Source organism: Streptomyces sp. CHD11 (assembly GCF_018638295.1).
In the GTDB taxonomy this organism is placed as follows: Bacteria; Actinomycetota; Actinomycetes; order Streptomycetales; family Streptomycetaceae; genus Streptomyces.
In genome coordinates this window covers 1-26,160 of record NZ_JABTTS010000042.1, presented here as the reverse complement: position 1 = coordinate 26,160, position 26,160 = coordinate 1, and the positions used below count along the sequence as shown (strand labels likewise).

Genomic DNA, 26,160 nt, shown 5'->3' with positions numbered 1-26,160 from the left:
CATAAACTTCAAATATTCCGACACCCGGCCTGGGAGACAAAACCGCTCCAAGTGAACTTTGGATTCATTCCGCCAACTTCCCGCGAATGATACCCGAGCGGTATTTTACGCTTAGACCGACATGCCCGGAAAGACCTGAGTGGGCTTTCTGTGCCTGCCCCGGACTCCCGCCCGTGGCGCGAGGAGCGCCGACGAGGAGGCGGACCGGCGCGTCCCCCTCACATGAACGTTCCCGGTGCGGCCATCGGTCTGCGCACAGCACCGCCCCGCCCGGTCCAGGACGGCGCGCCGACCGCCGTCAGTGGTTCCTCGGCTTCGGCGAACGAACCGAGCCTGCCGCGATGGAATACCAGTGGCGCGGGCTCGTCCTGGTTCATCCGCAGTCCGGTCACCCTGGCGATGACGATGAGGTGATCGCCGGCGACCTGCTCGGACTCGATCGAGCACGACATCCAGCCGATCGCTTCGGTGAGTTCCGGCCCGGCGGCGGACTCGGTCCACGGGACGCCGGCGAACCGGTCGATGCCCTTGACCGAGAACTGCCGGCACAGCTGTGCCTGATCGCTGGCCAGAATGTTGACGCAAAACGCACCACTCCGTTGAAGATCAATCAGCGTCGATGACGCGTTTCCGACGCAGAGCAGGACCAGCGGAGGGTCCAGCGACACCGACATGAAGGAATTGCACGCCATGCCGACGGGGCGGCCGAGCGGCCCCTTGGTGGTGATTACCGTTACCCCGGTCGGAAGCTGGCCGAGAGTACGCCGGAAATCCATCGCACTAAACGGGGAAACCATAACCGACTCCTCACATCAGCCACTCCTCGGAGTCTAAGGAGGACTCCTGAAAGGAACGTAGGGACGAGCCACCAAGACCTTCGGTGAAATTTGGCTCGCTGGCGCAGGTCTTCAGCGGCCACACGGACGTAACGCTCCGCCGGGCGCACAGGATCGACACGGCGGCGACGCCGGCCGGTAGGTCCGCGTCCGCAGGCGCGCAAGCCGTGCCCGCCGTGCGGCTCACCGGAGACCCGGTTACCGAGAAATCCTTCCGGAGCGTGTATGCAAAGCCACGCCGTTGCATACACGCGGATGAACCAGCGGTGGCCTCGCTTCTCCCCGATCGTTCATGGAGCCGATCCCTGAACGACGTCCGCGTCCACAGGAAGCATGCTTGTTCACGCTCACCGGCCGCTGCTAGCGTAGCCATGCGTGTCGCAACAACACCCAGCCGCGGATTCCGCTGCCACGTGGCTCTGCTTTCCTCTTCCAGGCCGGTGTGTCCGGCATGCGTTCCCCTATTCGTAGACTTCCCTGCGAACAGGAACGTAACGGCGGCACCGCGCGTCTCCACAAGCGGCCCCTCACCCACACACTTCGAACCGTACGGCGGTGTCATCCACGCACCGCGTTTTCTCGGGTCGCGCCGACCCGCCGAGCAGAGGACGTCCACGCATTCGGCATGCCGCCGCAGCCATCACCTGTCCCAAGCCTGGCCGAAGCTCGACAGAAAGGTCCGTGATGCAGCACATCCTCGAGGCGGTCGAGTCACCCGACGCCGTCACTGAAGACTTCGCCGCACTGGAGATTCCCGAGTCCCACAAGGCCGCCGTACTGTTCCGTGACGAGCGTGACATATTCGACGGTATTCCCCTGGAGGACCGTGACACGACGAAGTCCGTCCACCTGGCGGAGGTCCCCACTCCGGAGCCCGAGGTCGGCGAGGTGCTGATCGCGGTCATGGCGAGTGCCATCAACTACAACACCGTGTGGAGCGCACTCGCCAGTCCCGTGTCCACCTTCGCGCTGCTGGAACGCTACGCACGGACCGGCGGTTCGGCCGCACGGCACGACCGGGACTACCACGCCATCGGTTCCGATGTCGCCGGCGTCGTCCTGCGCACCGGCCCCGGCGTGCGACGGTGGCACCCCGGTGACCGGGTGGTGGCGCACTGCCTTTCCGTCGACCTGGAGGGCTCGGACGGCCACAACGACACGATGCTCGATCCCGAGCAGCGGATCTGGGGCTACGAGACCAACTTCGGCGGCCTCGCCGAGCTCTCGCTCGTCAGGTCGAACCAACTGATGCCGAAACCCGAGCACTTGACCTGGGAAGAGGCCGCGAGTTCCGGGCTGGTCCACTCCACTGCCTACCGCCAGCTGATCTCCCGCAACGGCGCGGGCATGAAGCAGGGCGACAACGTCCTCGTCTGGGGAGCGAGCGGCGGCCTGGGGTCGTACGCGACACAGTTGGTACTGGCCGGGGGTGCCAACCCGATCTGCGTGGTGTCCAGTGCGCGCAAGGCCGAGCTGTGCAGGGCCATGGGTGCCACCGCCGTCATCGACCGCGTTGCGGAGGGCTTCCGGTTCTGGAAGGACGAGCGGACGCAGGACCCCAAGGAGTGGAAACGGTTCGGCTCGCGCATCCGCGAACTCACCGGCGGTGAAGACGTCGACGTGGTGTTCGAGCACCCCGGCCGCGAGACCTTCGGCGCCAGCGTCTACGTCACGCGCAAGGGCGGCACCATCGTCACCTGCGCGTCCACCTCCGGGTACCTGCACGAGTACGACAACCGGTACCTGTGGATGTCCCTCAAGCGCATAGTCGGCTCGCACTTCGCCAACTACCGCGAGGCATGGGAGGCCAACCGTCTCATCACCAAGGGCAGGATCCACCCGACCCTGTCCAGGACGTACCGCCTCGACGACACCGGCCAGGCGGCGTGGGACGTCCACCACAACGTGCACCAGGGCAAGATCGGTGTTCTCGCCCTCGCCCCCGCCGAAGGCACGGGGGTCCGCGACCACGCCCTGCGGGCCGGGAACCTCGACGCCATCAACCGCTTTCGCGCCTCTCCCGGGACCGACGGCAGCGCGGCCGGGACGGCGACCGGCGGGAACTGACCGTACGCGGCGGCGGGACCCGGGCCGCGCGAACGCCGGCCTGACGCGACAGAAGCGTCCCCGCCGGTCCCGTGCGTCACCGCCGCCCGTATGCCGATCGATTCCCGCACTCGACTCGAGGGGACTGAAGACGTGGTTCAGCAACACATGGTGGTCGGCATAGTCGGCTTGGGCTCGACGGGGCAGGCACTGCTGCACGCCCTCGACGCGAGCGGTACGCGCGTGATCGGTGTCGACAGCGATCCGGCCGTCGTCGAAAGAGCGCGCACGCGTTCCGGTACGGCGGATGTGAGCGGCCGGTTCGAGCGTCTGCGCGCGGCCGACGTGATCATCGAAGCCGTGTCCGAGCACGCCGGCGTCAAGGAAGACGTGCTGCGCCGCTCGGGTGCGGAGTGCCCGGGTGTCACGGCACTGGTGACGACGACGGCCTCACTGTCGGTTCCCTCGCTCGCCATCGCGTCCGGCCGTCCGGCCCACCTCGTGGGACTGCGCTTCGCCCTGCCCCTGTCCCCGCGGGCGGGAGCCGAACTCGTGCGTACGACGATGACCGCGCCCGAGGCGGTGCGGGCAGCCGGGGAACTGCTGTCGCTGCTCGGACCCGCGGTTGCTCCGCCCGGTGTCGACACACCCGTCGCACGGAGGTTGCTCCTCCCCTACCTGGGCCGCGCCGCCGCCCTGCACGAGGAGGGTTACGCGTCTTCCGAGGACATCGACAACGCGATGCGGCTCGGGTGCGCCCTGCCCGCCGGCCCTCTCGAGATGCTCGATGCCGTCGGCGTGGACACGGTGCACAGGGAACTCGGCGACCTGCACCGGCGTACCGGCCGCGGGTACCACCGCCCGCCCTCGTCACTGGAGCGGATGATCGCGAGCGGACGGCTGGGGCGCAAGAGCGGACAGGGCTACCACGCCTACGACGGGACCGGCCGACGCGTCGTGGCGGAGCCGCAGGACCGTCCCTCCGGCCAGGCTCCGGCCATCGGACACGTGGGGATCGTGGGCACCGGCACCATGGCACGTGGCATCGCGCACACCCTGGCTCTCGCCGGTGTGGAGAACACGATGGTGGGCCGTACCGACGAACGGGCCGATTCGGCGCGTGAGGCCATCGGTTCGTCTCTTCGACGAGCCGTCGAGCGGGGCCGGCTGGACTCCGGCGCCGCGCACACGGCGCTCGCCCGTATCCAGGGCGACCACGACCTGACGGCCCTCTCCGACTGCGACCTCGTCATCGAGGCGGTGGCCGAGGACGTCTCCGTCAAGAGGTCCGTCTTCGAACAACTCGACAAGGTGTGCCGTCCGGGCGCGGTGTTCGCGACCAGCACGTCCAGTCTTTCCGTCGCCGACTGCGCAGCCGCCACCAGCCGGCCCGAAGCCGTGATCGGCATGCACTTCTTCAACCCGGCCCAGGTGATGCGTCTCGTCGAGGTCGTGCGCACCGGGGCGACGAGTGACGCGGCCCACGCCACCGCCCACGCCCTCTGCGAGCGCCTGGGCAAGACCGCCGTCGACTGCGCCGACCGGACGGGATTCATCGTCAACTTCCTGCTCTTCCCCTATCTGAACCACGCTGTCCGAGCGCTGGAACTCGATGGGTCCCTCGGCGTGGAAGAGGTCGACACCGCCGTCGAGTCGCTGCTGGGATTCCCGCTGGGTCCCTTCGGCCTCCTGGACACGGTGGGGCTGGACGTCTCGCTCGCCATTCTCCAGCGGCTGCACGAGGCTTTCGGGACCGAGGACTTCGAGCCGGCCCGCTCCTTGAACGGCCTGGTCGGCATGGGGCATCTGGGACGCAAGACGGGAACGGGTTTCAGGAGCCGTGGTCCCCTCGGCCGACGGACCGCGTGACCGTCCGAACCACGGCTCCGTACGACATGTGCCGCCGCCTCCCTCTCACCGCGTGCCGGAAACCGGGAGCCGGCGGCCGGGGTGGTCCGGGGGCACAGCGTCCCGCCCGATCCGCCCGAAGGCTGCGGCAGCCGCCCCGGGCGGGTGCGCGAAGCCCGCGGGGGCGACGGCGGCTGTTTGACCGGCAGTCCCTCCGGGCCCGCGCAACACCCTGATCCCGCGGCGGAAGGCGGCCTCGGGCCGCGCAAGTCCCTCGGCGACGGCTCCGCCTTCGCCGGCGTCGACAACGGCGGGCACTCCGTCTACGGCGAAGCCTCCCCCTGCGCCGACAAGGCCACCGCCGGCTTCCTGGCCACCGGCCACCTGCCGGACAAGGACGTCCACTGCACCGACGTCACCCAGAAGCAACCCGTTCCGAGCGGCTCGTCCTCCGGGCTGTCCGCGAAGCGTGAGAAGGCGGGGCGTACGGCCGCGTCCGCACGCCCTTTTGCCGTCGGCCCAGGGGACCGTAGGATCACCTGGTCATCGCCGCGACGGGAGACAGGAAGCCGGTGCGAATCCGGCACGGTCCCGCCACTGTGACCGGGGAGCGCCCCTCCGACATGCCACTGCGCTGTGCGCGGGAAGGCGGAGGGAACGTCGATCCGGGAGTCAGGACACTGGTCCGTCGCGGGCCCGATCCGAGGAGCGCGGACTCCAGGAGGCTTCACGTGTCCCCCTTGTTCACCCCTGCCCGCACGCGCGGGTTCCTTCGTGCCACGGCCGCCGCCGTGGCTCTCTCGTCGCTGCCGCTGACCATCGGCTGCGGTGCGTCCGACGAGGGCGGCGGTGCGGAGGCCACCGCGGCCGTGCCCACGGGCTTCCCGGTCACCATCGACAACTGCGGCGTCAAGACGACGTACGACAGGCCGCCGTCGCGGGTGGTCACCATCCATCAGCACCCGGCGGAACTCATGCTCGCCCTCGGTCTGAAGGACCGCATGGTCGGCACGGCCTTCCCCGACTCCGCCGTCCTGCCCGAGCTGAAGAAGGACTACGAGGCGATCCCCGAACTGGCGGAGAGAGAGCCGTCGTTCGAGGAGATCCTGGACGCCGGACCCGAACTCGTCTACGGCGGCTACGGCAGCGCCTTCGCCGAGAGCGAGGGCCGCTCGCGCAAGGCGCTCGCCGACGCCGGCATCGACACCTACCTCAACCGTGAGTACTGCGGCAGGAAACAGGTGACGATGAAGGACACCTACGACGAGATCCGCACCATCGGCAGGATCTTCGGTGTCCCGGACCGGGCCGACAAGCTGGTCGCCGACCTCGAGAGCCGCGTCGGCAAGGCCGCCGCCGAGGTCGAAGGCGAGCCCGGGACACCCGTCTTCGTCTACGACAGCGGCGACGGGAGCGCCTTCACCGCGGGCGGCAAGAGTCTGGGCACCGAGCTGATCCGGCTGGCCGGCGGCAGGAACGTCTTCGCCGACCTCGACGACGTCTTCGGCGACGTCTCCTGGGAGCAGGTCGTCGAGCGCAGGCCGGAGGTCATCGCCCTCTACGACTACGCCGGCGCCGGAAGCGCCGAGGAGAAGAAGAGGTTCCTGCTCTCCCAGCCGGCGCTCGCCGGCGTACCCGCCGTCAGGAACGAGCGGTTCGTCGTCCTGCCGCTGACCGCCACCCTGATCGGCATCCGCTCGGCCTACGCGGTCGAGGACCTGGCCCGCGGGCTGCACCCCGAGAGCTTCCGGTGACCCAGTCCGCCACCGGCACGCCCACTGAGCGGACGGTCCGACGGCGGAAGGCCGAGGAGGCGGAAGCGGGCCGCACACGGCTGACCGTCACGCTGCTCGTGCTCACCGCCCTGCTCATGGTCTCCGCCATGGCGGGCCTCGCGATCGGCTCCGTCCGGGTGCCACCCGGCCAGGTGTGGGGCATCGTGACGCACGCGCTGGGTGCCGACTGGCAGGAGCCGGACTGGTCGGGGGCCCGGGAGACCATCGTGGTGGACGTGCGGGCGCCGCGGGTGCTGCTCGGCGCTGTCACCGGCGCCGGCCTCGCGGTGATCGGCACCGCCCTGCAGGCCCTGGTGCGCAACCCGCTCGCCGAGCCCTACCTGCTCGGCGTCTCCTCCGGTGCGTCCCTCGGCGCGGTCTCCGTGATCGTGTTCGGGGTCACCCTCTTCGGGCCGGTCTCCTTGTCGGTGACCGCCTTCGTGGGCGCCCTGGGCGCGCTCCTGCTCGTGTACGCCACCGCGCGCACCGGCGGACGCATCACCTCATCGCGGCTGGTGCTGTCGGGGGTGGCGATCGCGGCGGTGCTCACCGCGGTCCTCGATCTGCTGCTGCTCACCACCGACCGCGGCAACGAGGCCCGCGCCGTCCTCGCCTGGACCCTCGGCGGCCTCGGGGGTGTCAACTGGGGCACCCTGTGGCTGCCGAGCGCGGCCCTGCTGCTCGGTGTCGGCATCCTCATGGCGCAGGCCCGCAACCTGAACCTGCTGCTGGCCGGCGAGGAGGCGGCGGCCACGATGGGGCTGGACGTGGCCCGGTTCCGCGCCCAGCTGTTCGTGCTGCTCTCCCTCGTCACGGGCGTACTGGTCGCGGCGGCCGGACCGATCGGTTTCGTCGGCCTGATGATGCCCCACATCGTGCGCCTGTTCGTCGGCGGCGACCACCGCCGGGTCCTGCCGACGGCGGCACTCGGCGGAGCGGTCTTCCTCATCTGGGCCGACATCGCCGCACGGACGATCGCCGCGCCGATGGAAATACCCGTCGGCGTCCTCACGGCCCTGTGCGGCGGGCCGTTCTTCCTGTGGCTGATGCGCCGGGACGCCCGGCGCGGCACCGACCGAGGAGTGGCGTGACCGCGACCGAACTGGACGTCGACGGCGTCACGCTCACCGCCGGAGCCCGCCATCTGGTGCGCGACGTCTCCCTGGCCGCCCGCCCGGGCGAGACCATCGGGCTCGTGGGCCCCAACGGCAGCGGCAAGTCCAGCCTCCTGCGCACCGTCTACCGGGTCCTGCGCCCCGTCACCGGTCAGGTCCGGGTCGACGGAGGTGACGCCTGGTCGCTGCCGGCGCGGCAACTGGCCCGCACCGTGGCGGCGGTGGTCCAGGACTCGGCAGCCGACTTCGACCTCGCCGTCCGCGAGGTCGTCGCCATGGGGCGCACCCCGCACAAACGGCTCCTCGCCGGTGACACCCCCGAGGACGCCGACCTCATCGACTCCGCACTCCTCGCGGTCGACGCCGACCACCTGGCCGACCGACCCTTCGACCGGCTCTCCGGCGGCGAACGCCAGCGGGTCCTCATCGCGCGCGCCCTCGCCCAGCAACCCACCCTGCTCGTCCTCGACGAGCCCACCAACCACCTCGACATCCGGCACCAACTGTCCGTGCTCGGTACTCTGCGCCGCCTGCCCGCCACCGTGCTGCTCGCCCTGCACGATCTCAACCTGGCCGCCTACTACTGCGACCGCCTCTACGTCCTGCACGCCGGCGCGGTCACCGCCTCCGGCCCACCCGCCGAGATCCTGACCCCGCGGCTTCTGGCCGAGGTCTACGGAGTGGCGGCGGAAGTCGCCCCCCATCCGCGCACGGGCGCCCCGCAGGTGACGTTCCTCCCCGATGAGCCGCGCGGCTGAAGGGCCCTCCAGGCCCTGCGACGGCGGGCCAGGTGCGGGCCGGGGAGGACGAAGTCGGCGACCGGAACCACCGCACCGATGGCCAACATGCGAAACGGGGCCGCGCAGCAACGGCTGCGCGGCCCCTCGTCCGTGAGGTCAGGCCAGGTTGATGTTCTCGGCCTGCGGACCCTTCTGGCCCTGGGTGACGTCGAACGTCACGGCCTGGCCCTCCTGGAGCTCACGAAAGCCTGTGGAGTTGATCGCGGAGTAGTGCGCGAAGACGTCCGGGCCGCCGCCGTCCTGCGCGATGAAACCGAAGCCCTTTTCCGCGTTGAACCACTTCACAGTTCCCGTTGCCATGTCTTATGCCTTCCAGTCGATGAACGTCTGCCACTCCTCGTGGCAGACGGAGGTGATCGCCCTGGTCCCTGCGGCACAGCACAGCAGAACGCCCACACCAGAAGCGTGAGCAAGAGGAGATTCCGAACCACGACAGCTGACACAGACGCTACACGCCTACACACCGCGTCACCATAGGAAATGATCAGTTCGCACACCGAGACCGTGCGTGCGATGCCCGCCGACGCTGTCCGCGCGTCCGAAAACCCCGTGTGGTGCCGAGCGGTGCGGCGGCCCGGCCCATGGTGTGGGCGGGCGGACGGTCGTCGTCGGGACGGCCGAACGTGTCGTCTGCTGTCCTTGCTCCACTCCGCCGGACACAGGGAAGGGCCCTGGTGCCGTACCGGCACCAGGGCCCCGAAGGAACCGCTACGCCGTCTGCCGGCCCTGCTGGGGGCCTTGAACAGCGCCACTCCTCGGCAGCCGGTTCCGTGGCCCGTCCTGCGTCTGCTCCGGCCTGGAACCCCACTGCCGAACCCCCGGTGCGCGCGCCCGCAGCCGACGCCTTCACCGAGGTACCGCTCACTGCCTTCACTGCTGGGTACTGCTGGGTACTGCGAACCATTCCTTGCGGGTACTGCCACTGCGGTACTGCTCATGGCGGCCCCTGATCACTGCGGGCCACCCGGTCCGGTCGTCAGTCCCGTCACCGTCCTGCAACCGCTCTGGCTTCGGAACTCCACCACCGCACCGTACTGCGCACTGCACCTGCGGTACTACCGCCCGGCAGTTCGTCTCTGCCGGGCTCGCTCGATCTCGGCTACGCGGGAAACCATAACCAGGACGCCACCCAATGTCTACTCCCGCCGGCATAGATTTCCGGGCTCCCGTAGGTGAAGTAAATCTCCTCGACCGGTCCCACCTCCGGCCGGTCCATGGCTGGTCGAGCGGCTCCGAAGCCCCGTACGGCGCACCGAGGTCCCGGTCGTGTCCGAGCTCTTCGCCGCCGGCCTGCCCCGCGGAGGGACCGGGATCGAGGACATCGGCACCTGGACCGTGGGGGCCTTCAGCTGTGACGACCACTGGGCGACGCCGGCGGGAACCGGCTGCACGCAGTGTGGGCCCGACCGGCTTACCGGTCGGGCCCACACTGCCGGCCGGGTGCCGGCGCGTGTCTGTCCACCCCGTCAGACCGCGACGGGGGTGCCTGGCATCGCGGAGGCGTGCCGCATCGGTTCCAGAACGCCCAGCGGCGCTGCCTTGGGCCCGGTGCGGCAGGTGAAGCCGAGCTGAGCCATGGCCCGGACGACTTCGGCGGCGCTGAAGTCACGGCGGTCCTGGCGTGTGAGGACCTGGCCGACCTGCTTGGCGGGGTAGTGACGGCGCCCGATGATCACCGATGCTCCGGTGACCGGCTCGGGCTTGACGCCCTTCATCGATTCCAGCACGCCCCCCTTGGTGAGTTCGAAGGGGAAGCGGGCGATGACGCAACGCATGTGGCCTCACAGAGAGAAGAGGGAAGAACGGCCCGGCCAGGGGCGAGGTGTTTCAGCGGGAGAGGGCGAGGATGCCCAGGGCGCTGCCCTGCTCGTCGGCCACCGGCAGGACACCGAGCCGACGGGTACGCATCGCGTGCCCGGCTTCGGCCGTCGTGGTCACGGGTGAGGTGAAGGAGCCGTGGTCGCCGAGGATGTCACCCAGGCGGCCACGGTCCGTGTCTAGGCCGCCGCGCCGAGGGCGGACTGGCGTACGGAGGCGCGCCGGCTCGCCGAAGCAGGGCGGCGGCGGCCACGCGAGGTGGCGCTGCGCCTGGGGCGTTCCGCGACCGGTGCGGTGATGACGACCGGGATGCCTGACGGGGCCTGGGCTCCGGTGATCCGGCTCAGGGCCTCGTCACCCGAGCGGACCTGAGTGGTCTGCGGCCGGATTCCCGCGTCCGACATCAGGCGGACCATGCTTCGGCGCTGGTTGGGCATGACCAGGGTGACGACGCTGCCGGACTCGCCGGCACGAGCGGTACGGCCGCCGCGGTGCAGGTAGTCCTTGTGGTCGGTCGGCGGATCGACGTTGACGACCAGGTCGAGGTTGTCGACGTGAATGCCGCGCGCCGCGACGTTGGTCGCCACCAGCACGGTGACGTGCCCCGTCTTGAACTGTGCCAGTGTGCGGGTGCGCTGGGGCTGCGACTTGCCGCCGTGCAGCGCGGCGGCCCGCACCCCGCTGTCGAGCAGGTCCCGGGTCAGCCGGTCGACGGCGTGCTTGGTGTCCAGGAACATGATCACGCGGCCGTCGCGGGCGGCGATCTCGGTCGTGGCGGCGTGCTTGTCGGCGCCGTGGACGTGCAGGACGTGGTGTTCCATCGTCGTGACCGCACCGGCCGACGGGTCGACGGAGTGCACGACGGGGTCGGTCAGGTAGCGTCGCACCAGCAGGTCGACGTTGCGGTCCAGGGTGGCGGAGAACAGCATCCGCTGCCCCTCCGGGCGCACCTGGTCGAGCAGCGCGGTGACCTGGGGCATGAAGCCCATGTCGGCCATCTGGTCGGCCTCGTCCAGCACCGTGACGGCCACGTGGTCCAGCCCGCATTCGCCGCGGTCGATGAGGTCCTTGAGCCTCCCCGGCGTCGCGACGACGATTTCGGCTCCACCGCGCAGCGCGCCGGCCTGCCTGCCGATCGACACGCCGCCGACCACGGTGACCAGCCGCAGCCGCACGGATCGGGCGTACGGGGTCAGCGCGTCGGTCACCTGCTGTGCCAGCTCACGCGTCGGTACGAGAATCAGCCCCAGCGGCCGGCGGGGCTCAGCACGCTGACCAGCGGTCCGGGCGAGCAGAGCGAGGCCGAAGGCCAGCGTCTTGCCCGAGCCCGTGCGTCCGCGGCCCAGCACGTCACGGCCCGCCAGCGAGTTCGGCAGCGTCGCTCCCTGGATCGGGAACGGCACGGTCACCCCCTGCCTGCCGAGTTCGGCCAGCAGCTGCTCGGGCATGTCGAGATCGGCGAAGCCCTCCACTGCCGGCAGCGCGGGAGTGATCGTCCTGGGCAGCGCGAACTCACCCTGCACTGCGGCGGGCCGACGGCCGTAACCGCCGGAGCGGACGGGCCCGCCGGTACGGCGTGCCTGCGAGCCGTAGCCGCCGCGCCTTCCGGTGTCGGCACGGCCGTCACGGGAGCGGGCGGGGCGGTCGTTCGTGTACGTGCGGTTCATGCGGAACCTTCCTCGATGTGGCACATATCAAGGAATTCCCGCTGCGATGAGTGGCATGGAGAATTACAAGTATGGACCGGTGATGAAAAGAAAGCAGATCTGGCCGGCGGAAACGTCTCTGGCGCAGGTGCTGAAATGGGAGGGGCGCGACGGGGACCTTGCGATCCGGGCGCCGGCTGCGGTGCAGCGCTTCAGGATGCGTCTGCGTCCTGGGGGGGAGCCGCTTGTGGCGGTACCGCGGATTCCTCCGGGGCGTCCCGCAGGTGAAATCCGCTGCGGGATACGCATGTAGCTGGGGCCCGCACCCCGAGGGATACGGGCCCCAGCTACGGATTGCGCGTGAGCGTCAGGCCGGAACGATGTTCTCGGCCGTGGGGCCCTTCTGGCCCTGCGCGATGTCGAAGGTCACCTTCTGGCCCTCGAGCAGCTCACGGAAGCCCTGCGCGGCAATGTTCGAGTAGTGGGCGAACACGTCGGCGCCGCCACCGTCCTGCTCGATGAAGCCGAAGCCCTTTTCCGCGTTGAACCACTTCACGGTACCAGCAGCCATGTCATATCTCCTTTGGGGCAGTACATCGGCTCCGCACCACACGGACACCGTGTCGCCGCGATGATTACCCCGCCCGGAAATGACCGGAAATACAAAAGTGCTCCCGACCGGCAAAGCCTGGTGGAGGCACTTGAAGTTTTGGGAACCACAACTGCAACTGAGATAGACAGTAGCACGCCGGAACGGCCCACGTGCGGTGGATAATTCCACTCTGTTCTTCGCGGCAAAAACCCCCGCTGCCCGGGCCCCCAAAATCTGACCCCCCGGGAACAGATATTGATTCAGCCGGGGCTTGACACCTCAGGAAGGGTTCCCGACCGGCAAGCTGCGCGACGGCCGCGGAAAAGCCGCCGGGCAGGCCGCCGGTGCGATGTGTGCCGATGGCACAGGGGTCAGGTCGCGGTGACGGCGGCACGCGCGAGAGCCGCCGTCTCCCGCGGCGTACCGTCGACCGGGACGGCCGCGCCGGTTTCGTCGTCGCCCAGTGGTTCGAGGTCGGCGAACTGTGTACGGAGCAGCTCGGGCGGCATGAAGTGGCCCTGTCGTGCGGTGATCCGTGCGGCGATCAGCTCGGGCGAGCCGTCGAGGTGGAGGAAGAAGACGCGCGGCGCGGCGGAGGCCAGCCGGTCACGGTAGCGGCGTTTGAGCGCCGAGCACGTCACCACGCCTCCGCCGTCCGCATGGCCGGCCAGCCATCGTGCGATCTCGTCCAGCCAGGGGCGGCGGTCCTCGTCGTCGAGCGGGTGGCCCGCTCGCATCTTCGCCACGTTGGGCGCGGGGTGGAAGTCGTCTCCCTCGGTGTAGGGGACGCCGAGGTGCCGTGCCAGCAGTCGGCCCACCGTGGTCTTCCCCGAACCCGACACGCCCATGACGACGACCAGGGGAGCAGTGTGAGTGTGATGAGACATCCGAAGCCCTTCCTCCGTACCGTGGCGCCTACAGCTCGACGACCACTTTGACGTCGTCGGGTCGCGGCGTGAACGCCTCCTTCGCGCGCTCCAGCGGCACCCGCCGGGTGATCAGGCGCTCGAGCCACGACCCGTCGGCCCGTGCCAGCGCCTCGGCGGCCTGGCGGTAGTGACGCAGGTTGGCGTTGACCGAGCCCACCACCGCGTCGTTCTGCAGCACGATCTCCCGGTTGAGGGCGCCGGCGTCCACGGTCATCCTGCGGCCGGCGGGTGACACGCCGGTCAGGCAGACCACTCCGTAGGGTGCGGTGCCCGTCAGGGAGGCGAGGACGGGCTCGTTCGCGCCCGTGGCCTCGATGACGATGTCCGGGCACACGGCGGAGACGACCCGCTCGGCGTCCTCCGCGTGGTAGGTCGCGCCCAATGCCCGGACCAGAGCGGGTTTGAGTCCTTCGGTCACCCGGTCGAGGACATGCACCTCCAGCCCGCGCTCTGCCCCCAGCAGGGCGGCCAGCAGCCCGATGGGCCCCGCTCCCGTCACCAGGACGCGACGCGGCTCGAACCACGAACGGCCACCGACACGCTCGACCTGTTCCCATGCCTTCGCCACCACGGTGGCCGGCTCCATGAGCGCACCGACGCGCTCCAGACGCGACTCCAGCTTCACCGCGTAGCCGGCTTCCACGCACCACATCTGTGCGCCGTAACCGTCGCTCTCCTTGATACCGCGTTCGGTGTAGCGGCCGTTGCGGCACATGTCGAACTCCTCGCGGGCACAGGCCCCGCACGGTTCGGGGTCCGGCCGGCGCACCACCCCGGCGACGAGGTCACCGGCCGAGAAGCCGCTGCCGGGCGGGGCCTGCCGCACCCGCCCGAGGGACTCGTGCCCCAGTACCAGCCGATCACGGCCCGGCGGGGCCCAGCCGTACTCGCCGCGGGCGATCTCCCTGTCCGTTCCGCACACCCCCACCGCCAGTCCCCGTACCAGCAGCTCGCCGTCGGCAGGGACGGCGTCGGGCACCTCCCGTACCTCCAGGGAATCCTTCTCGCCGGGCCGCACGGTCAGTGCACGCATCGCTCACCTCGCCTCTCTGGCCACGCGGCGCCTCATACCGTGCACGCCGCTGCCCGCCGTTCTCCTCTGCTTGACGGGTATCCCGCTCGGACGCTTTCAGCACCAGTCACGAGGCCGGCCGGGAGCACTCTCCGCTTGTCTGATCACATCCCGGACACCCCCGCCTCGTGAAAACGTGAGGCCGGGCGCGGAGCCGACGGGTGGAATCCCATCCGACATCACCGCGTTCGGGTAGCCGTTGCCGCGTTCATGGCGTCCACCAGGCTCTTGGGGCGCATGTCCGTCCAGGTCTTCTCGATGAAGTCGAGGCACTCGGCGCGAGCGGCCTCCCCGAAGACCGTCTCCCACCCTCCGGGTACGTCCACAAAGGCCGGCCAGAGCGAGAACTGGTCTTCCTCGTTCTTCAGGACCAGGAAGGCGGCACCCTCGTCCTCGAATGGGTTCGTCATCATTCACTCCTGTCTGTCGTCGTTCCTGGTGGAGTCAGCCGGGGCCGGGCGATCCGGGCGCCGACTGCGGTTCAGGCGGGGGTATCTCCGCCGTGTGTCCTGGAAAGCCAGTCCGCGACGGCGTTCCAGAGCAGTGCGAGCATGGGGGGATCGGCCATGTCGTCGTGGGAGCAGGGCAGCCGTGACTCGGTCAGGTCGCCGGAGACATAGGGCTGCCACATGGCGCGTCCCCACCCGTCCTCGAGTTCGTCCGACGAGATGAAGAGGACGTCGCCGTGGAATCTGCGGGGCTGGTGGCTCACATAGACGCGTGTGTTGTTGGCGATGATCCTCGCCCGCGCTTCGGCCTCCGCGTCCGTGATCTCGCTGCGGAAGTAGTGCGGCAGTCCGGCAAGATCACGGAGGGCGGGCGCCTCGTCGAGGTCGTCCGAGACGTTCGTGTCGCCCTCACCGCCGCGCCCTGCGCGTTCCAGCATCGCCCGGCGGAGGGCGTCGGCGGATTCCCGGCCGGACCCGTCCGGATCGAGGCTTTCGACCGGGGCGGGTGCGTAGCCTCCCATGATGACGAGTGCCACCTGATGGCCGCTCTCCTGGAGCTGCACGGCCATCTCCTGCGCCACACGGCCTCCCATCGACCACCCCAGCAGGTGGTAGGGGCCCGACGGCCGCACGGTGCGCAGTTCTTCGACGTACTCGGCCGCCATGTCCCGGATGGACGCGGGCAGCGTCCCCGCTCCGTCGGTGTCCCGTGCCTGAAGGCCGTACAGGGGGATGTCAGGGTCGACGACCGCGGCGAGCGGGGCGAAGCACCAGCTCAGTCCGGAGCGCGGGTGGACGCAGAAGAGAGGTGGCCGGCTGCCGTGGGTCCTGATGGGGAGGAGCGTGCGGAGGGACTCCTTCGTCGTGGGAAGGCTGAGCCGATGGGCGAGTCCGGCGGCGCTGGGCGCTTCCATCAGTGTCTGGAGGGACACGCCGACCCCCATGACCGTACGGATGCGGCGCACCAGCTTGACCGCCAGGAGGGAATGGCCGCCGCGTTCGAAGAAGTTGTCGTCGACGCCGATGTGCGGCACGCCCAGCTCTTCGGCGAAGATCCCGCACAGGATCTCTTCCTGGACCGAGGCCGGTTCCCTGCTCGGCGCGGAGGCGGTGTGCTCGGGTGCCGGGAGCCGGCGTCGGTCCAGTTTCCCGCCGGCCGTCAGTGGCAGTTCCGCCAGGACCACGAATGCGGACGGCACCATGTGCTCCGGCACCATCGCACCGAGGTGGGCGCGCAGGGCGGTGGTGCCGACATCGCCGGTGTGGCCGGCGGCGGGCACGAGGTAGCCGACCAGGCGCCTGTCGCCGGGACGGTCCTCGCGCACCGTCACCGCCGCCCGGGCCACGGACGGGTGAGTGGTCAGCGCGGCCTCGACCTCGCCGAGCTCGATCCGGAACCCGCGCACCTTCACCTGGTCGTCCGTACGGCCCAGGTACTCCAGCTGTCCCGCCGTGTTCCAGCGGGCCAGGTCACCGGTGCGGTACATCCGCTCCCCCGGCGTGAACGGGTCGGCGACGAACCGCTGCGCGGTCAGTCCGGGCCGGGCGTGGTAGCCGCGGGCCAGCTGGGCACCGGACACGTACAGCTCGCCCGCGACACCCGCCGGCACCGGCCGCAGAGCCGCGTCCAGGACGTAGGCGCGGGTGTTCGCCACCGGGCCGCCGATGGGGGCGCTGCCCGTGGGCCATGCCTCCCGGTCCGCCGGCAGGGTGTGTGAGGTGACCACATGGGTCTCGGACGGGCCGTAGTGGTTGTGCAGCACCGTCCCGGACGTCCGGCACAGGTCACGGACCCGGTGGCCGACCACGAGGGCCTCGCCCGCCTGGGAGACGTGGCGGAGCCACGGCAGGTCCGTGTCCTGCTCCGCCACGGCCTCACCGAGAGCGTCCAGCATCATGGTGGGGGCGTACAGCTCAGTGACCCTCCGGTCCCTCAGCCAGGCCACGAACGCTTCCGGGTCCTGCCGGGTCTTGGCGTCCGGCACCACGAGCGTCCTGCCGTCCAGGAGGGCGGAGAGGATCTCCTGGGCCGACACGTCGAAGCTGATCGCCGTGAACTGGGCGACCCGTGAGCCGGCCTCGGCGGGGACGGCGGAGGCGTGCCAGGACACCAGGTTGACCAGCGCGCCGCAGGGCATCACCACCCCCTTGGGCCGACCGGTCGAACCCGAGGTGTAGATCAGGTACGCCGGGTGCTGCGGCAGTAGCGGGGAGGTGCGTTCCGCGTCGCCCGGGGCGTCGGCGGGCAGGGCGTCCAGTTCGGCGACCACCGCCGGGTCGTCCAGCAGCAGTACGGGCCCGGTGGCCACGAGCCCGGCGGCCTCCCGGGTGGTCAGCGTCAGCGAGGGATCGGCATCGGCCAGCATGAAGGCGATCCGCTCGGCCGGATACTCCAGGTCGACCGGCAGGTAACCGGCACCCGTCTTCAGCACCGCCAGCAGACCGACGACCAGGTCCGCCGAGCGGGGCAGGGCCAGCGCGACGATGCCCTCCGGACCGGCACCGCGGCGAATCAGCGACCGGGCAAGGCGGTTCGCCCGCCCGTCGAGCTCCGCGTAGCTCAGCTCCTCGTCCCCGTACACGACCGCGGTCGCATCAGGGGTACGGGCGGCCTGCGCCTGGAACAGCTCCGGCAGCGTGGCGGCGGGCACCTCACGGGCGGTGTCGTTCCACTCGGCCAGGATCCGCCTGCGCTCCGCCGCCGACAGCACCTGCACACCGCCGACCCGCTGGTGCGGCTGCCTGGTGACGGTGTCCAGGACGCGGACGAACCGCTCGGCCAGCGCCTCCACCGTCGCGTGGTCGAACAGGTCGAGGGCGTAGTCGACGCCTCCGTACAGGCCCGCGGGGCGGGCACCACCGCCATCGCCGTCGATGACGGTGCCGAAGGTTTCGCTCAGGCTGAAGAACAGGTCGAACTTCGCGGGTGGTTCACCGGTGGGGAAGGGTTCGGCGTGGATGCCGGGGAGGTCGAGGACGGCGGGAGCGGTGTTCTGCAGGGCGAGCATGACCTGGAAGAGCGGGTGACGGGCCATCGACCGGGCCGGCGCGAGGTCCTCGACCAGCCGCTCGAAGGGGACGTCCTGATGCGCGAACGCCGCCAGACCACTCTCCCGCACCTGCTCCAGCACACCGGCGAACGTCGGGTCACCGGACAGATCGGTACGCATCACCAACGTGTTGACGAAAAAGCCCACCAGGTCGTCCAGCGCCTCGTCGGTACGCCCCGCCACCGGAGTACCCACCGGGATGTCGGTGCCCGCACCCACCCGGGACAGCAACACCGCCAGCGCGGCCTGGAGCACCATGTACACCGTCACACCCTCGGCACGGGCCAGCTCCACCACCCGCGCATGCACCCCGGCAGGCACCCGGATCTCCACCCGACCGCCCCGATGCGACGCCACCGCCGGACGCGGCCGGTCGAACGGCAGCACCAACTCCTCCGGCACCCCACCCAACACCCCCCGCCAAAACGCCAGTTGCTCGCCCAGCACACTGCCCGCAACGGCCTCCTCCCCGAGCACCTCACGCTGCCACAACGCGTAATCCGCGTACTGCACTGACAACGGGACCCACTCCGGCTCCCGCCCCGCCACACGAGCCCGGTACGCCACCGACACATCCCGCCCCAACGGGCCCATCGACCATCCGTCGCCCGCGATGTGATGCACCACCAGCACGAGCACGAAGTCACCTGGCTCCACCCGCAGCAGCCAGGCCCGCATGGGTATCTCGGCCGCCAGGTCGAACGGGCGCCCCGCCAGCTCGGCCACCGTGTGCGCCACATCGCCGCGGTCCACCTCGACCACCTTCAGGTCGAAAGAGGCGGGCGAGGGGAGCACCCGCTGGTACGGGCTGCCCTCATCGGCGGTGAACACCGTGCGCAACACCTCGTGCCGGCCCACCACGTCACCCAGCGCCGACCGCAACGCGCCGACATCCAGGTCACCGGCCAGCCGCAGAGCCACCGGAATGTTGTAGGTCGCCGACGGACCCTCCAACTCCTCCAGGAACCAGAGGCGTTGCTGAGCGAACGAGACCGGGAGCGCCTCGGGCCGTGCCATCGGCACCAGAGGGGGGCGTGCCGTACCGGAGTCCGTCAGACGCTGGGCGAGTCCGGCCACGGTCGGTGCCTCGAAGAGCACCCGCATCGCTACTTCCACACCCAGAGCGGACCGGATCCTGTTGGTCAGCTGCACCGCGAGCAGGGAGTGGCCGCCCAGCACGAAGAAGTCGTCGTCCACACCGACCGCGGGCAGGCCCAGCACCCCGGCGAACAGCGAGCAGAGGATCTCCTCCCGCGCCGTGGCCGGACCCCGCCCGGCACCGGACGGCTCGTGCCCCGGCGCCGGCAACGCCCCGCGGTCCAGCTTGCCGTTCACCGTCAACGGCAACACGTCCAGCACCACCAGCGCGGACGGCACCATGTACTCCGGAAGCACCTCCCGCACGTGCTCACGCACCGCGGTGACGTCCACGTCGCCGGGGCCACTCGCCGGGACCACATAACCGACCAGGCGCCTGTCGCCCGGACGGTCCTCACGCACCACCACGGCGGCATGCGCCACGGACGGGTGCCAGCCCAGCGCCGCCTCCACCTCACCCGGCTCGATCCGGAAACCCCGGACCTTCACCTGATCGTCCGTGCGGCCCAGGAAGTCCAGGACGCCGTCCGGCCGCCATCGCGCCAGGTCGCCGGTGCGGTACATCCGCTCCCCCGGGGCGAACGGATCGGCGACGAAGCGCTCCGCCGTCAGCCCCGCCCGGCCCAGGTAGCCGCGGGCCAGACCCGCGCCGGCTAGGTACAACTCCCCCGCCACGCCCGGCGGGACCGGCCGCAGCGCCGCATCCAGCACATGCACCCGGGTGTTGGTGACGGGCGTGCCGATGGGCGGGGTGTCGTGGTCGTCCGCGGACAGGGGCGCGCTGGTGGTGGCGCAGACCGTGGACTCCGTCGGACCGTAGGCGTTGACGAGACGACGGCCGTCCGACCAGTCGGCGGCCAGGTTGCGGCTGAGGGCCTCTCCCGCGGTGACGAGGGTCGTGATCGTCGGCAGGCTCTCCGGTTCGAGGAGCGCCAGTGCGGCGGGGGGCAACGTGGCGTGCGTGACCGAACGCTCGGCGACCAGGCGGACGAGCGCCGGGCCCGGGAGCAGGTCGTGCGACGGGGCCGAGACGAGACAGGCCCCGTTGCACAAGGCCATCACCGTCTCCCAGACCGCCGCGTCGAAACTCGCCGAGGCGAACTGAAGCACCCGGCTGCCGGCCGTGAGCGCGAGTTGCTCCGCCTGCGCTGCGGCCAGGCTCGGCAGGCCCTGGTGGGTGACGGCCACACCCTTCGGCCGTCCCGTGGACCCGGAGGTGTAGATGACGTAGGCGGTATGAGCGGGCAGTAACGGGATACGGCGATCGGTGTCCGTGAGGTCGGTGTCCTCGGCGCCCGCGAGTGCGGCGACGGTCCGGGGATCGTCGACCACCAGGTGCGGCACCTCTCCCCCGGTGGGACGGGAGGCCAGATCCTCGCCGGTGAGGATCAGGGAGGGCCGGGCGTCGGTGAGGACGTAGGTGATCCGCTCGGCCGGGTAGTCAGGGTCGACGGGCAGACAGGCCCCGCCCGCCTTCGTCACCGCGAGGAAGGCGACGACGAGGTCGGCCGAGCGGTGCAGCATGACCGCGACCAGCGACTCGGGACCCGCACCCCGTTCGACCAGCAGCCGGGCGAGGCGGTTGGCACGGGAGTTGAGCTCCGCGTAGCTCAGCTCCTCCTCCCCGAACACGACCGCGGTCGCAGCGGGCGTGCGGGCGGCCTGCGCCTGGAACAGCTCCGGCAGCGTGGCGGCGGGCACCTCACGGGCGGTGTCGTTCCACTCGGCCAGGACCCGGTGCCGTTCCGCGGGGCCGAGGACGTCCACCGTGCTGATCCGCTGATGCGGTGCCGTCTCCAGTGCGGTGACGACGCCTTCGGTGGCGGTGTGGACCAGGGAGCACAGGAAGGCGCCCGGGACGGGTTCGGCGACCTGCACGGTGAACGCGAACCCGTCGCCGGTGTCGTCGACGCTCAGAGCGATCGGGTAGTTGGTCCGCTCCTGCTCGTACAGCACCTCGACGCCGTCGAGGCCGTCGTCCGTGCCCGCCGGCCCGGCGCTCCCGGAGTGCCGGTAGTTGAACAGGGAGGTGAACAGCGGGGAGTCCGCCTTGATGCCGCTGGCCTGCCGGGCGAGTGTCAGGGGGGCGTGTTCGTGGACCAGCAGGTCCGCCAGTTGATCCTGCACCGACCGGACGGTGTCGATCACCCGTGCGCCCTGTGTCCTGACCCGCAGAGGCAAGGAGTTGATGAACAGGCCCAGGACACGGTCGGCTCCGCTGCCCGCGGCCATACGGCCGAAGAGGACCGTGCCGAAGACGACGTCGTCCCGGCCCGAGGTGGCGGCCAGCACCCGCGCCCACACGACGTGCAGGACCGTGGCCGGGCTCACGCCCAGCAGTCGTGACCGGTCCCGCAGCCGCCGCGCGAGTTCCGCGTCCATCACGCGGCGGGACTCCGTCACTCCGGTGCCGTCACCGCGGACGTCGAACAGGCCGAACGGCGCGGTCGGCTCGGTGACATCACCCAGCAGGGTGGCGAAGTACCTCTCGTGTTCCTCCCGCGCCACGCGCAGGCGGGCCTGGGCGACGAAGTTCCGGAACGGCAGGGGCGCGGGCAGGGTGTTCTCGCGGCCGGTGGTGAACGCGCGCACCTCCGCCAGCAGCACGTCCAGGGTGGTGTGGTCGGCGACCAGGTGGTGGGCCTGAACGAGTGCGAGCCACCGGCCGTCGACCGGGGCGGCGGCCGTGTACACGCGGATCAGGGGCGCCCGGCCGACGTCCATCGATCCCGGGCACGCCGCCGACATCCGGTCGGCCGCCTCGTCGTCGGGTCCGTCGGGCAGGTCGACGCTCTCCACCGGGATGGCGGCGCGGCGCACCACCACCTGGACGGGTTCGCGCAGTCCTTCCCACAGGACGGCGGTCCGCAGGATGTCGTGCCGGTCGACAACCTTCTGCAGCGCGGCCACGAACCCGTCGAGCCGCTGCGGGGAGTCGAACCCCAGCAGCACCGGCAATACGTACACGTCGGTTCCGCCGGCCGGGTCGCCCATCAGATGGTGGAAGAGGATGCCCTCCTGGAGCGGGGCCAGCGGGTAGACGTCCGCCACACCGGCCGCCCCGCCGGGGACGCGGGCCACGATGCGGTCGATCTCGCCGGGGGTCAGGTCCACCAGGGGCAGCATGTCGGGAGAGAGGGTCAGGGCACCCTCAGGGATGCGGTTCTCCGGTACCACCACCTCGGCCCGGCCGCCCGACGCCGCCAGTGCGGCGACCGTGGGCGCCGCGAACAGGGACCGCACGTCGACCGACATCCCCCGGGCGCGCAGCAGCTCGATCACCCGCACCGCGAGCAATGAGTGGCCGCCCAGTTCGAAGAAGTTGTCGTTCACGCCGACCGCGGGGAGGCCCAGCACTTCGGCGAACACGGAGCACAGGAGTTCCTCCTGCACCGTCGCCGGCGGCCGGTGGCCTTCGGACGCCCGGTGCTCGGGAGCGGGCAGCGCCGTGCGGTCCAGCTTGCCGTGCGCCGTCAACGGCAGCGCGTCCATGACCACCAGCGCGGACGGCACCATGTACTCCGGCAGTAGCGCGCCGACATGGGCGCGCAGGGCAGTGGTGTCGACACCGGTGTGACCGGTGCCGACAACGAGGTAGCCGACCAGGCGCTTGTCCCCGGGACGGTCCTCCCGCACCACCACGGCGGCATGCGCCACGGACGGGTGCGCGCCCAGCGCCGCCTCCACCTCGCCCGGCTCGATCCGGAAACCCCGGACCTTCACCTGGTCGTCCGTGCGGCCCAGGTACTCGAGCTGCCCGTCGGCGTTCCACCGGGCCAGGTCGCCGGTGCGGTACATCCGCTCCCCCGGGGCGAACGGATCGGCGACGAAGCGCTCCGCCGTCAGCCCCGCCCGGCCCAGGTAACCGCGCGCCAGACCCGCGCCGGCGAGGTACAACTCCCCCGCCACGCCCGGCGGGACCGGCCGCAGCGCCGCATCCAGCACGTACACCCGGGTGTTGGTGACGGGCGTGCCGATGGGCGGGGCGGTGGCCGCGTCCGCGGACAGGGTGCCGGTGGCGGTGGCGCAGACCGTGGACTCCGTCGGACCGTAGGCGTTGACGAGACGACGGCCGTCCGACCAGTCGGCGGCGAGGCGACGGCTGAGGGCTTCACCACCGCTGATGAGGGTCGTGATCGACGGCAGGCTGTCCGGATCGAGCAGCGCCAACACAGCGGGCGGCAGGAGGGCGTGGGTGACGGAACGCTCGGCGACCAGGCGGACCAGAGCCGGGCCCGGGAGGAGATCGTGCGACGGGGCCGAGACGAGACAGGCCCCGTTGCACAAGGCCATCACCGTCTCCCACACCGCCGCGTCGAAACTCGCCGAGGCGAACTGAAGCACCCGGCTGCCGGCCGTGAGCGCGAGTTGCTCCGCCTGCGCTGCGGCCAGGCTCGGCAGGCCCTGGTGGGTGACGGCCACACCCTTCGGCCGTCCCGTGGACCCGGAGGTGTAGATGACGTAGGCGGTATGAGCGGGCAACAGGGCGCTGCGACGGTCGTCGTCCGTGAGGTCGGTGGCGGCGAGAGGAGCGAGTGCGGCGGTGGTCAGGGGGTCGTCGACGGCCATGTGGGGCGGGTGGTCATCGGTGCGGCGGGACGTCAGGCCCGTGCTGGTGACGACCAGGACGGGCCGGGCGTCGGTGAGGACGTAGGTGATCCGCTCGGCCGGGTAGTCAGGGTCGACGGGCAGACAGGCCCCGCCCGCCTTCGTCACCGCGAGGAAGGCGACGACCCGCTCGACGGAGCGTTCCAGCATGACCGCGACCAGCGACTCGGGACCCACACCCCGTTCGACCAGCAGCCGGGCGAGGCGGTTGGCACGGGAGTTGAGCTCCGCGTAGCTCAGCTCCTCCTCCCCGAACACGACCGCGGTCGCAGCGGGCGTGCGGGCGGCCTGCGCCTGGAACAGCTCCGGCAGCGTGGCGGCGGGCACCTCACGGGCGGTGTCGTTCCACTCGACCAGGACCCGCCTGCGCTCCGCCGGATCCAGCACGTCGATTGCGGCGACGCGTCCCCGGGGGTCGGCGGTCACGCTCTCCAGTACGCGCACGAACCGTTCCGCCAGGGCCTCCACCGTCGCGTGGTCGAACAGGTCGAGGGCGAAGTCGACAGCGCCCCGCAGGCCCGCGGGGCGGCCACCTCCACCGCCGCCCGTACCGATCGTGTCGGTGTCGAAGGTCTCGGCCAGGACGAAGGAGAGATCGAACTTCGCCACCGGATCGCCGACCAGGAAGGGTTCGGCGTGGATGCCGGGGAGGTCGAGGACGGCGGGAGCGGTGTTCTGCAGGGCGAGCATGACCTGGAAAAGCGGGTGACGGGCCATCGACCGGGCCGGCGCGAGGTCCTCGACCAGCCGCTCGAAGGGGACGTCCTGATGCGCGAACGCCGCCAGACCACTCTCCCGCACCTGCTCCAGCACACCGGCGAACGTCGGGTCACCGGACAGATCGGTACGCATCACCAACGTGTTGACGAAAAAGCCCACCAGGTCGTCCAGCGCCTCGTCGGTACGCCCCGCCACCGGAGTACCCACCGGGATGTCGGTGCCCGCACCCACCCGGGACAACAACACCGCCAGCGCGGCCTGGAGCACCATGTACACCGTCACACCCTCGGCACGGGCCAGCTCCACCACCCGCGCATGCACCCCGGCAGGCACCCGGATCTCCACCCGACCGCCCCGATGCGACGCCACCGCCGGACGCGGCCGGTCGAACGGCAGCACCAACTCCTCCGGCACCCCATCCAACACCCCCCGCCAGAACGCCAGTTGCTCGCCCAGCACACTGCCCGCAGCAGCCTCCTCCCCGAGCACCTCACGCTGCCACAACGCGTAATCGGCGTACTGCACTGACAACGTTTCCCACGTCGGCGCGCGGCCGGTGGAGCGTGCCGTGTAGGCGGCCGACAGATCGCGCGCCAGCGGGACCATCGACCACCCGTCACCCGCGATGTGATGCACCACCAGGACCAGGACGTGGTGGCCGGGTCCGGTCTCGAACAGCCGGGCCCGCACCGGGATCTCGTCGGCGAGGTCGAAGTGGTGCCCCGCGGTCGCCTCGATCGCGGATTCGAGGTCGGCCACCCGCTCGGCGACCAGGGACAACGACACCTCCTCACCCGGAAGGACTCGCTGACAGGGCTGCCCCTCCACCGTGGCGAACACCGTCCGCAACACCTCGTGCCGGCCCACCACATCACCCAGCGCCGACCGCAACGCGCCGACATCCAGGTCACCGGCCAGCCGCAGAGCCACCGGAATGTTGTAGGTCGCCGACGGACCCTCCAACTCNTCGAAGTGGTGCCCCGCGGTCGCCTCGATCGCGGATTCGAGGTCGGCCACCCGCTCGGCGACCAGGGACAACGACACCTCCTCACCCGGAAGGACTCGCTGACAGGGCTGCCCCTCCACCGTGGCGAACACCGTCCGCAACACCTCGTGCCGGCCCACCACGTCACCCAGCGCCGACCGCAACGCGCCGACATCCAGGTCACCGGCCAGCCGCAGAGCCACCGGAATGTTGTAGGTCGCCGACGGACCCTCCAACTCNTCACCCAGCGCCGACCGCAACGCGCCGACATCCAGGTCACCGGCCAGCCGCAGAGCCACCGGAATGTTGTAGGTCGCCGACGGACCCTCCAACTCACCCAGGAACCACAACCGTTGCTGCGCAAACGACAACGGCACCCGGTCCGCCCGCTCGACCGGCACCAGCGGCCGACGCCTCGCCGCCGAAGTGGACAGCCGGCCCGCGAACGCGGCCGGAGTGGGCGCCTCGAACAGCGCCCGGATCTCCACCTCCACCCCGAACACCGACCGGATACGGCTCACCAGCCGGGTCGCCAACAGCGAATGACCCCCCAGCTCGAAGAAGTTGTCCTCCACACCGACACCGGGTACGCCCAGCACCCCGGCGAACACCGAACAGAGGATCTCCTCCCGCGCCGTGGCCGGACCCCGCCCGGCACCGGACGGCTCGCGCCCCGGAGCCGGCAACGCCCCGCGGTCCAGCTTGCCGTTCACCGTCAACGGCAACACATCCAGCACCACCAACGCGGACGGCACCATGTACTCCGGCAGCAC

15 protein-coding genes, 1 pseudogene and 1 riboswitch are annotated in these 26,160 nt (G+C 70.7%); of the genes and pseudogenes, 6 read left to right on the top strand and 10 right to left on the bottom strand.

Features of this window, described 5'->3' with window-relative positions:
• Nucleotides 1-218: 218 nt before the first annotated feature.
• Nucleotides 219-797: a flavin reductase family protein gene (locus HTV45_RS31195; RefSeq protein ID WP_215209268.1), complete on the bottom strand. Its 579-nt coding sequence runs from the start codon at nucleotides 795-797 to the stop codon at nucleotides 219-221.
• A 723-nt stretch (nucleotides 798-1,520) separates the two neighbouring features.
• Here HTV45_RS31195 and ccrA point away from each other — a divergent pair.
• The 6 genes from ccrA (at nucleotide 1,521) to HTV45_RS31165 (ending at nucleotide 8,378) form a co-directional block, all read left to right on the top strand.
• The gene (gene ccrA, locus HTV45_RS31190) at nucleotides 1,521-2,903 is read left to right on the top strand and encodes a crotonyl-CoA carboxylase/reductase (protein WP_215209267.1); all 1,383 of its coding nucleotides are present in this window, start codon (nucleotides 1,521-1,523) and stop codon (nucleotides 2,901-2,903) included.
• A 132-nt stretch (nucleotides 2,904-3,035) separates the two neighbouring features.
• On the top strand, nucleotides 3,036-4,751 hold the full coding sequence (locus HTV45_RS31185; protein WP_308309796.1) for a 3-hydroxyacyl-CoA dehydrogenase family protein: 1,716 nt from the start codon (nucleotides 3,036-3,038) through the stop codon (nucleotides 4,749-4,751).
• 177 nt (nucleotides 4,752-4,928) lie between these two features.
• Complete coding sequence (locus HTV45_RS34625) at nucleotides 4,929-5,333, top strand: alpha/beta hydrolase (protein ID WP_251693188.1); 405 nt, start codon at nucleotides 4,929-4,931, stop codon at nucleotides 5,331-5,333.
• Nucleotides 5,292-5,413, top strand: a riboswitch (cobalamin riboswitch). (Overlaps the previous gene by 42 nt.)
• A 48-nt stretch (nucleotides 5,414-5,461) precedes the next feature.
• Entirely contained in the window at nucleotides 5,462-6,484 is a 1,023-nt protein-coding gene (locus tag HTV45_RS31175) for an ABC transporter substrate-binding protein (RefSeq protein ID WP_215209266.1), read from the top strand.
• On the top strand, nucleotides 6,481-7,596 hold the full coding sequence (locus HTV45_RS31170) for an iron ABC transporter permease (RefSeq protein WP_215209265.1): 1,116 nt from the start codon (nucleotides 6,481-6,483) through the stop codon (nucleotides 7,594-7,596). The genes HTV45_RS31175 and HTV45_RS31170 overlap by 4 nt, the downstream gene beginning before the upstream one ends.
• Nucleotides 7,593-8,378 carry an ABC transporter ATP-binding protein gene (locus tag HTV45_RS31165; RefSeq protein WP_215209264.1) on the top strand — a complete coding sequence of 262 codons (786 nt, stop codon included), beginning with the start codon at nucleotides 7,593-7,595 and terminating at the stop codon, nucleotides 8,376-8,378. The genes HTV45_RS31170 and HTV45_RS31165 overlap by 4 nt, the downstream gene beginning before the upstream one ends.
• A gap of 138 nt (nucleotides 8,379-8,516) precedes the next feature.
• Here the strand turns inward: HTV45_RS31165 and HTV45_RS31160 are convergent, their stop codons facing one another.
• The 9 genes and pseudogenes from HTV45_RS31160 to HTV45_RS31125 form a co-directional block, all read right to left on the bottom strand.
• The gene (locus tag HTV45_RS31160; RefSeq protein ID WP_030052720.1) at nucleotides 8,517-8,720 is read right to left on the bottom strand and encodes a cold-shock protein; all 204 of its coding nucleotides are present in this window, start codon (nucleotides 8,718-8,720) and stop codon (nucleotides 8,517-8,519) included.
• A 241-nt stretch (nucleotides 8,721-8,961) separates the two neighbouring features.
• A pseudogene (locus tag HTV45_RS34620) lies at nucleotides 8,962-9,057 on the bottom strand (MerR family transcriptional regulator); the annotation flags it as partial.
• A gap of 829 nt (nucleotides 9,058-9,886) precedes the next feature.
• A complete protein-coding gene (locus HTV45_RS31155; RefSeq protein ID WP_215209263.1) occupies nucleotides 9,887-10,195 on the bottom strand; it encodes an SCO5918 family protein in 309 nt (102 codons plus the stop codon).
• Between the two features lie 222 nt (nucleotides 10,196-10,417).
• Nucleotides 10,418-11,905, bottom strand: a complete 1,488-nt coding sequence (locus tag HTV45_RS31150; protein ID WP_215209262.1) for a DEAD/DEAH box helicase — start codon at nucleotides 11,903-11,905, stop codon at nucleotides 10,418-10,420.
• A gap of 346 nt (nucleotides 11,906-12,251) precedes the next feature.
• Nucleotides 12,252-12,455, bottom strand: coding sequence for a cold-shock protein (locus HTV45_RS31145; protein ID WP_023586116.1), 204 nt, complete (start codon nucleotides 12,453-12,455; stop codon nucleotides 12,252-12,254).
• A 392-nt stretch (nucleotides 12,456-12,847) separates the two neighbouring features.
• Complete coding sequence (locus HTV45_RS31140) at nucleotides 12,848-13,363, bottom strand: gluconokinase (RefSeq protein ID WP_215209261.1); 516 nt, start codon at nucleotides 13,361-13,363, stop codon at nucleotides 12,848-12,850.
• 28 nt (nucleotides 13,364-13,391) lie between these two features.
• Nucleotides 13,392-14,438: a glucose 1-dehydrogenase gene (locus HTV45_RS31135; RefSeq protein WP_215209260.1), complete on the bottom strand. Its 1,047-nt coding sequence runs from the start codon at nucleotides 14,436-14,438 to the stop codon at nucleotides 13,392-13,394.
• 218 nt (nucleotides 14,439-14,656) lie between these two features.
• Complete coding sequence (locus HTV45_RS31130) at nucleotides 14,657-14,887, bottom strand: MbtH family protein (protein WP_285899709.1); 231 nt, start codon at nucleotides 14,885-14,887, stop codon at nucleotides 14,657-14,659.
• A 71-nt stretch (nucleotides 14,888-14,958) separates the two neighbouring features.
• Nucleotides 14,959-25,998: a non-ribosomal peptide synthetase gene (locus tag HTV45_RS31125; protein WP_215209258.1), complete on the bottom strand. Its 11,040-nt coding sequence runs from the start codon at nucleotides 25,996-25,998 to the stop codon at nucleotides 14,959-14,961.
• Nucleotides 25,999-26,160 lie beyond the last annotated feature (162 nt).

Coding starts and splice junctions, on each gene's coding strand:
- HTV45_RS31155 (WP_215209263.1), bottom strand. CDS start 10,195: ATGCGTTGCGTCATCGCCCGCTTCCCCTTCGAACTCACCAAGGGGGGC.
- HTV45_RS31135 (WP_215209260.1), bottom strand. CDS start 14,438: ATGCGTGCACTGACCGTGCGGCCCGGCGAGAAGGATTCCCTGGAGGTA.
- HTV45_RS31195 (WP_215209268.1), bottom strand. CDS start 797: ATGGTTTCCCCGTTTAGTGCGATGGATTTCCGGCGTACTCTCGGCCAG.
- ccrA (WP_215209267.1), top strand. CDS start 1,521: ATGCAGCACATCCTCGAGGCGGTCGAGTCACCCGACGCCGTCACTGAA.
- HTV45_RS31150 (WP_215209262.1), bottom strand. CDS start 11,905: ATGAACCGCACGTACACGAACGACCGCCCCGCCCGCTCCCGTGACGGC.
- HTV45_RS31145 (WP_023586116.1), bottom strand. CDS start 12,455: ATGGCTGCTGGTACCGTGAAGTGGTTCAACGCGGAAAAGGGCTTCGGC.
- HTV45_RS31140 (WP_215209261.1), bottom strand. CDS start 13,363: ATGTCTCATCACACTCACACTGCTCCCCTGGTCGTCGTCATGGGCGTG.
- HTV45_RS31160 (WP_030052720.1), bottom strand. CDS start 8,720: ATGGCAACGGGAACTGTGAAGTGGTTCAACGCGGAAAAGGGCTTCGGT.
- HTV45_RS31130 (WP_285899709.1), bottom strand. CDS start 14,887: ATGACGAACCCATTCGAGGACGAGGGTGCCGCCTTCCTGGTCCTGAAG.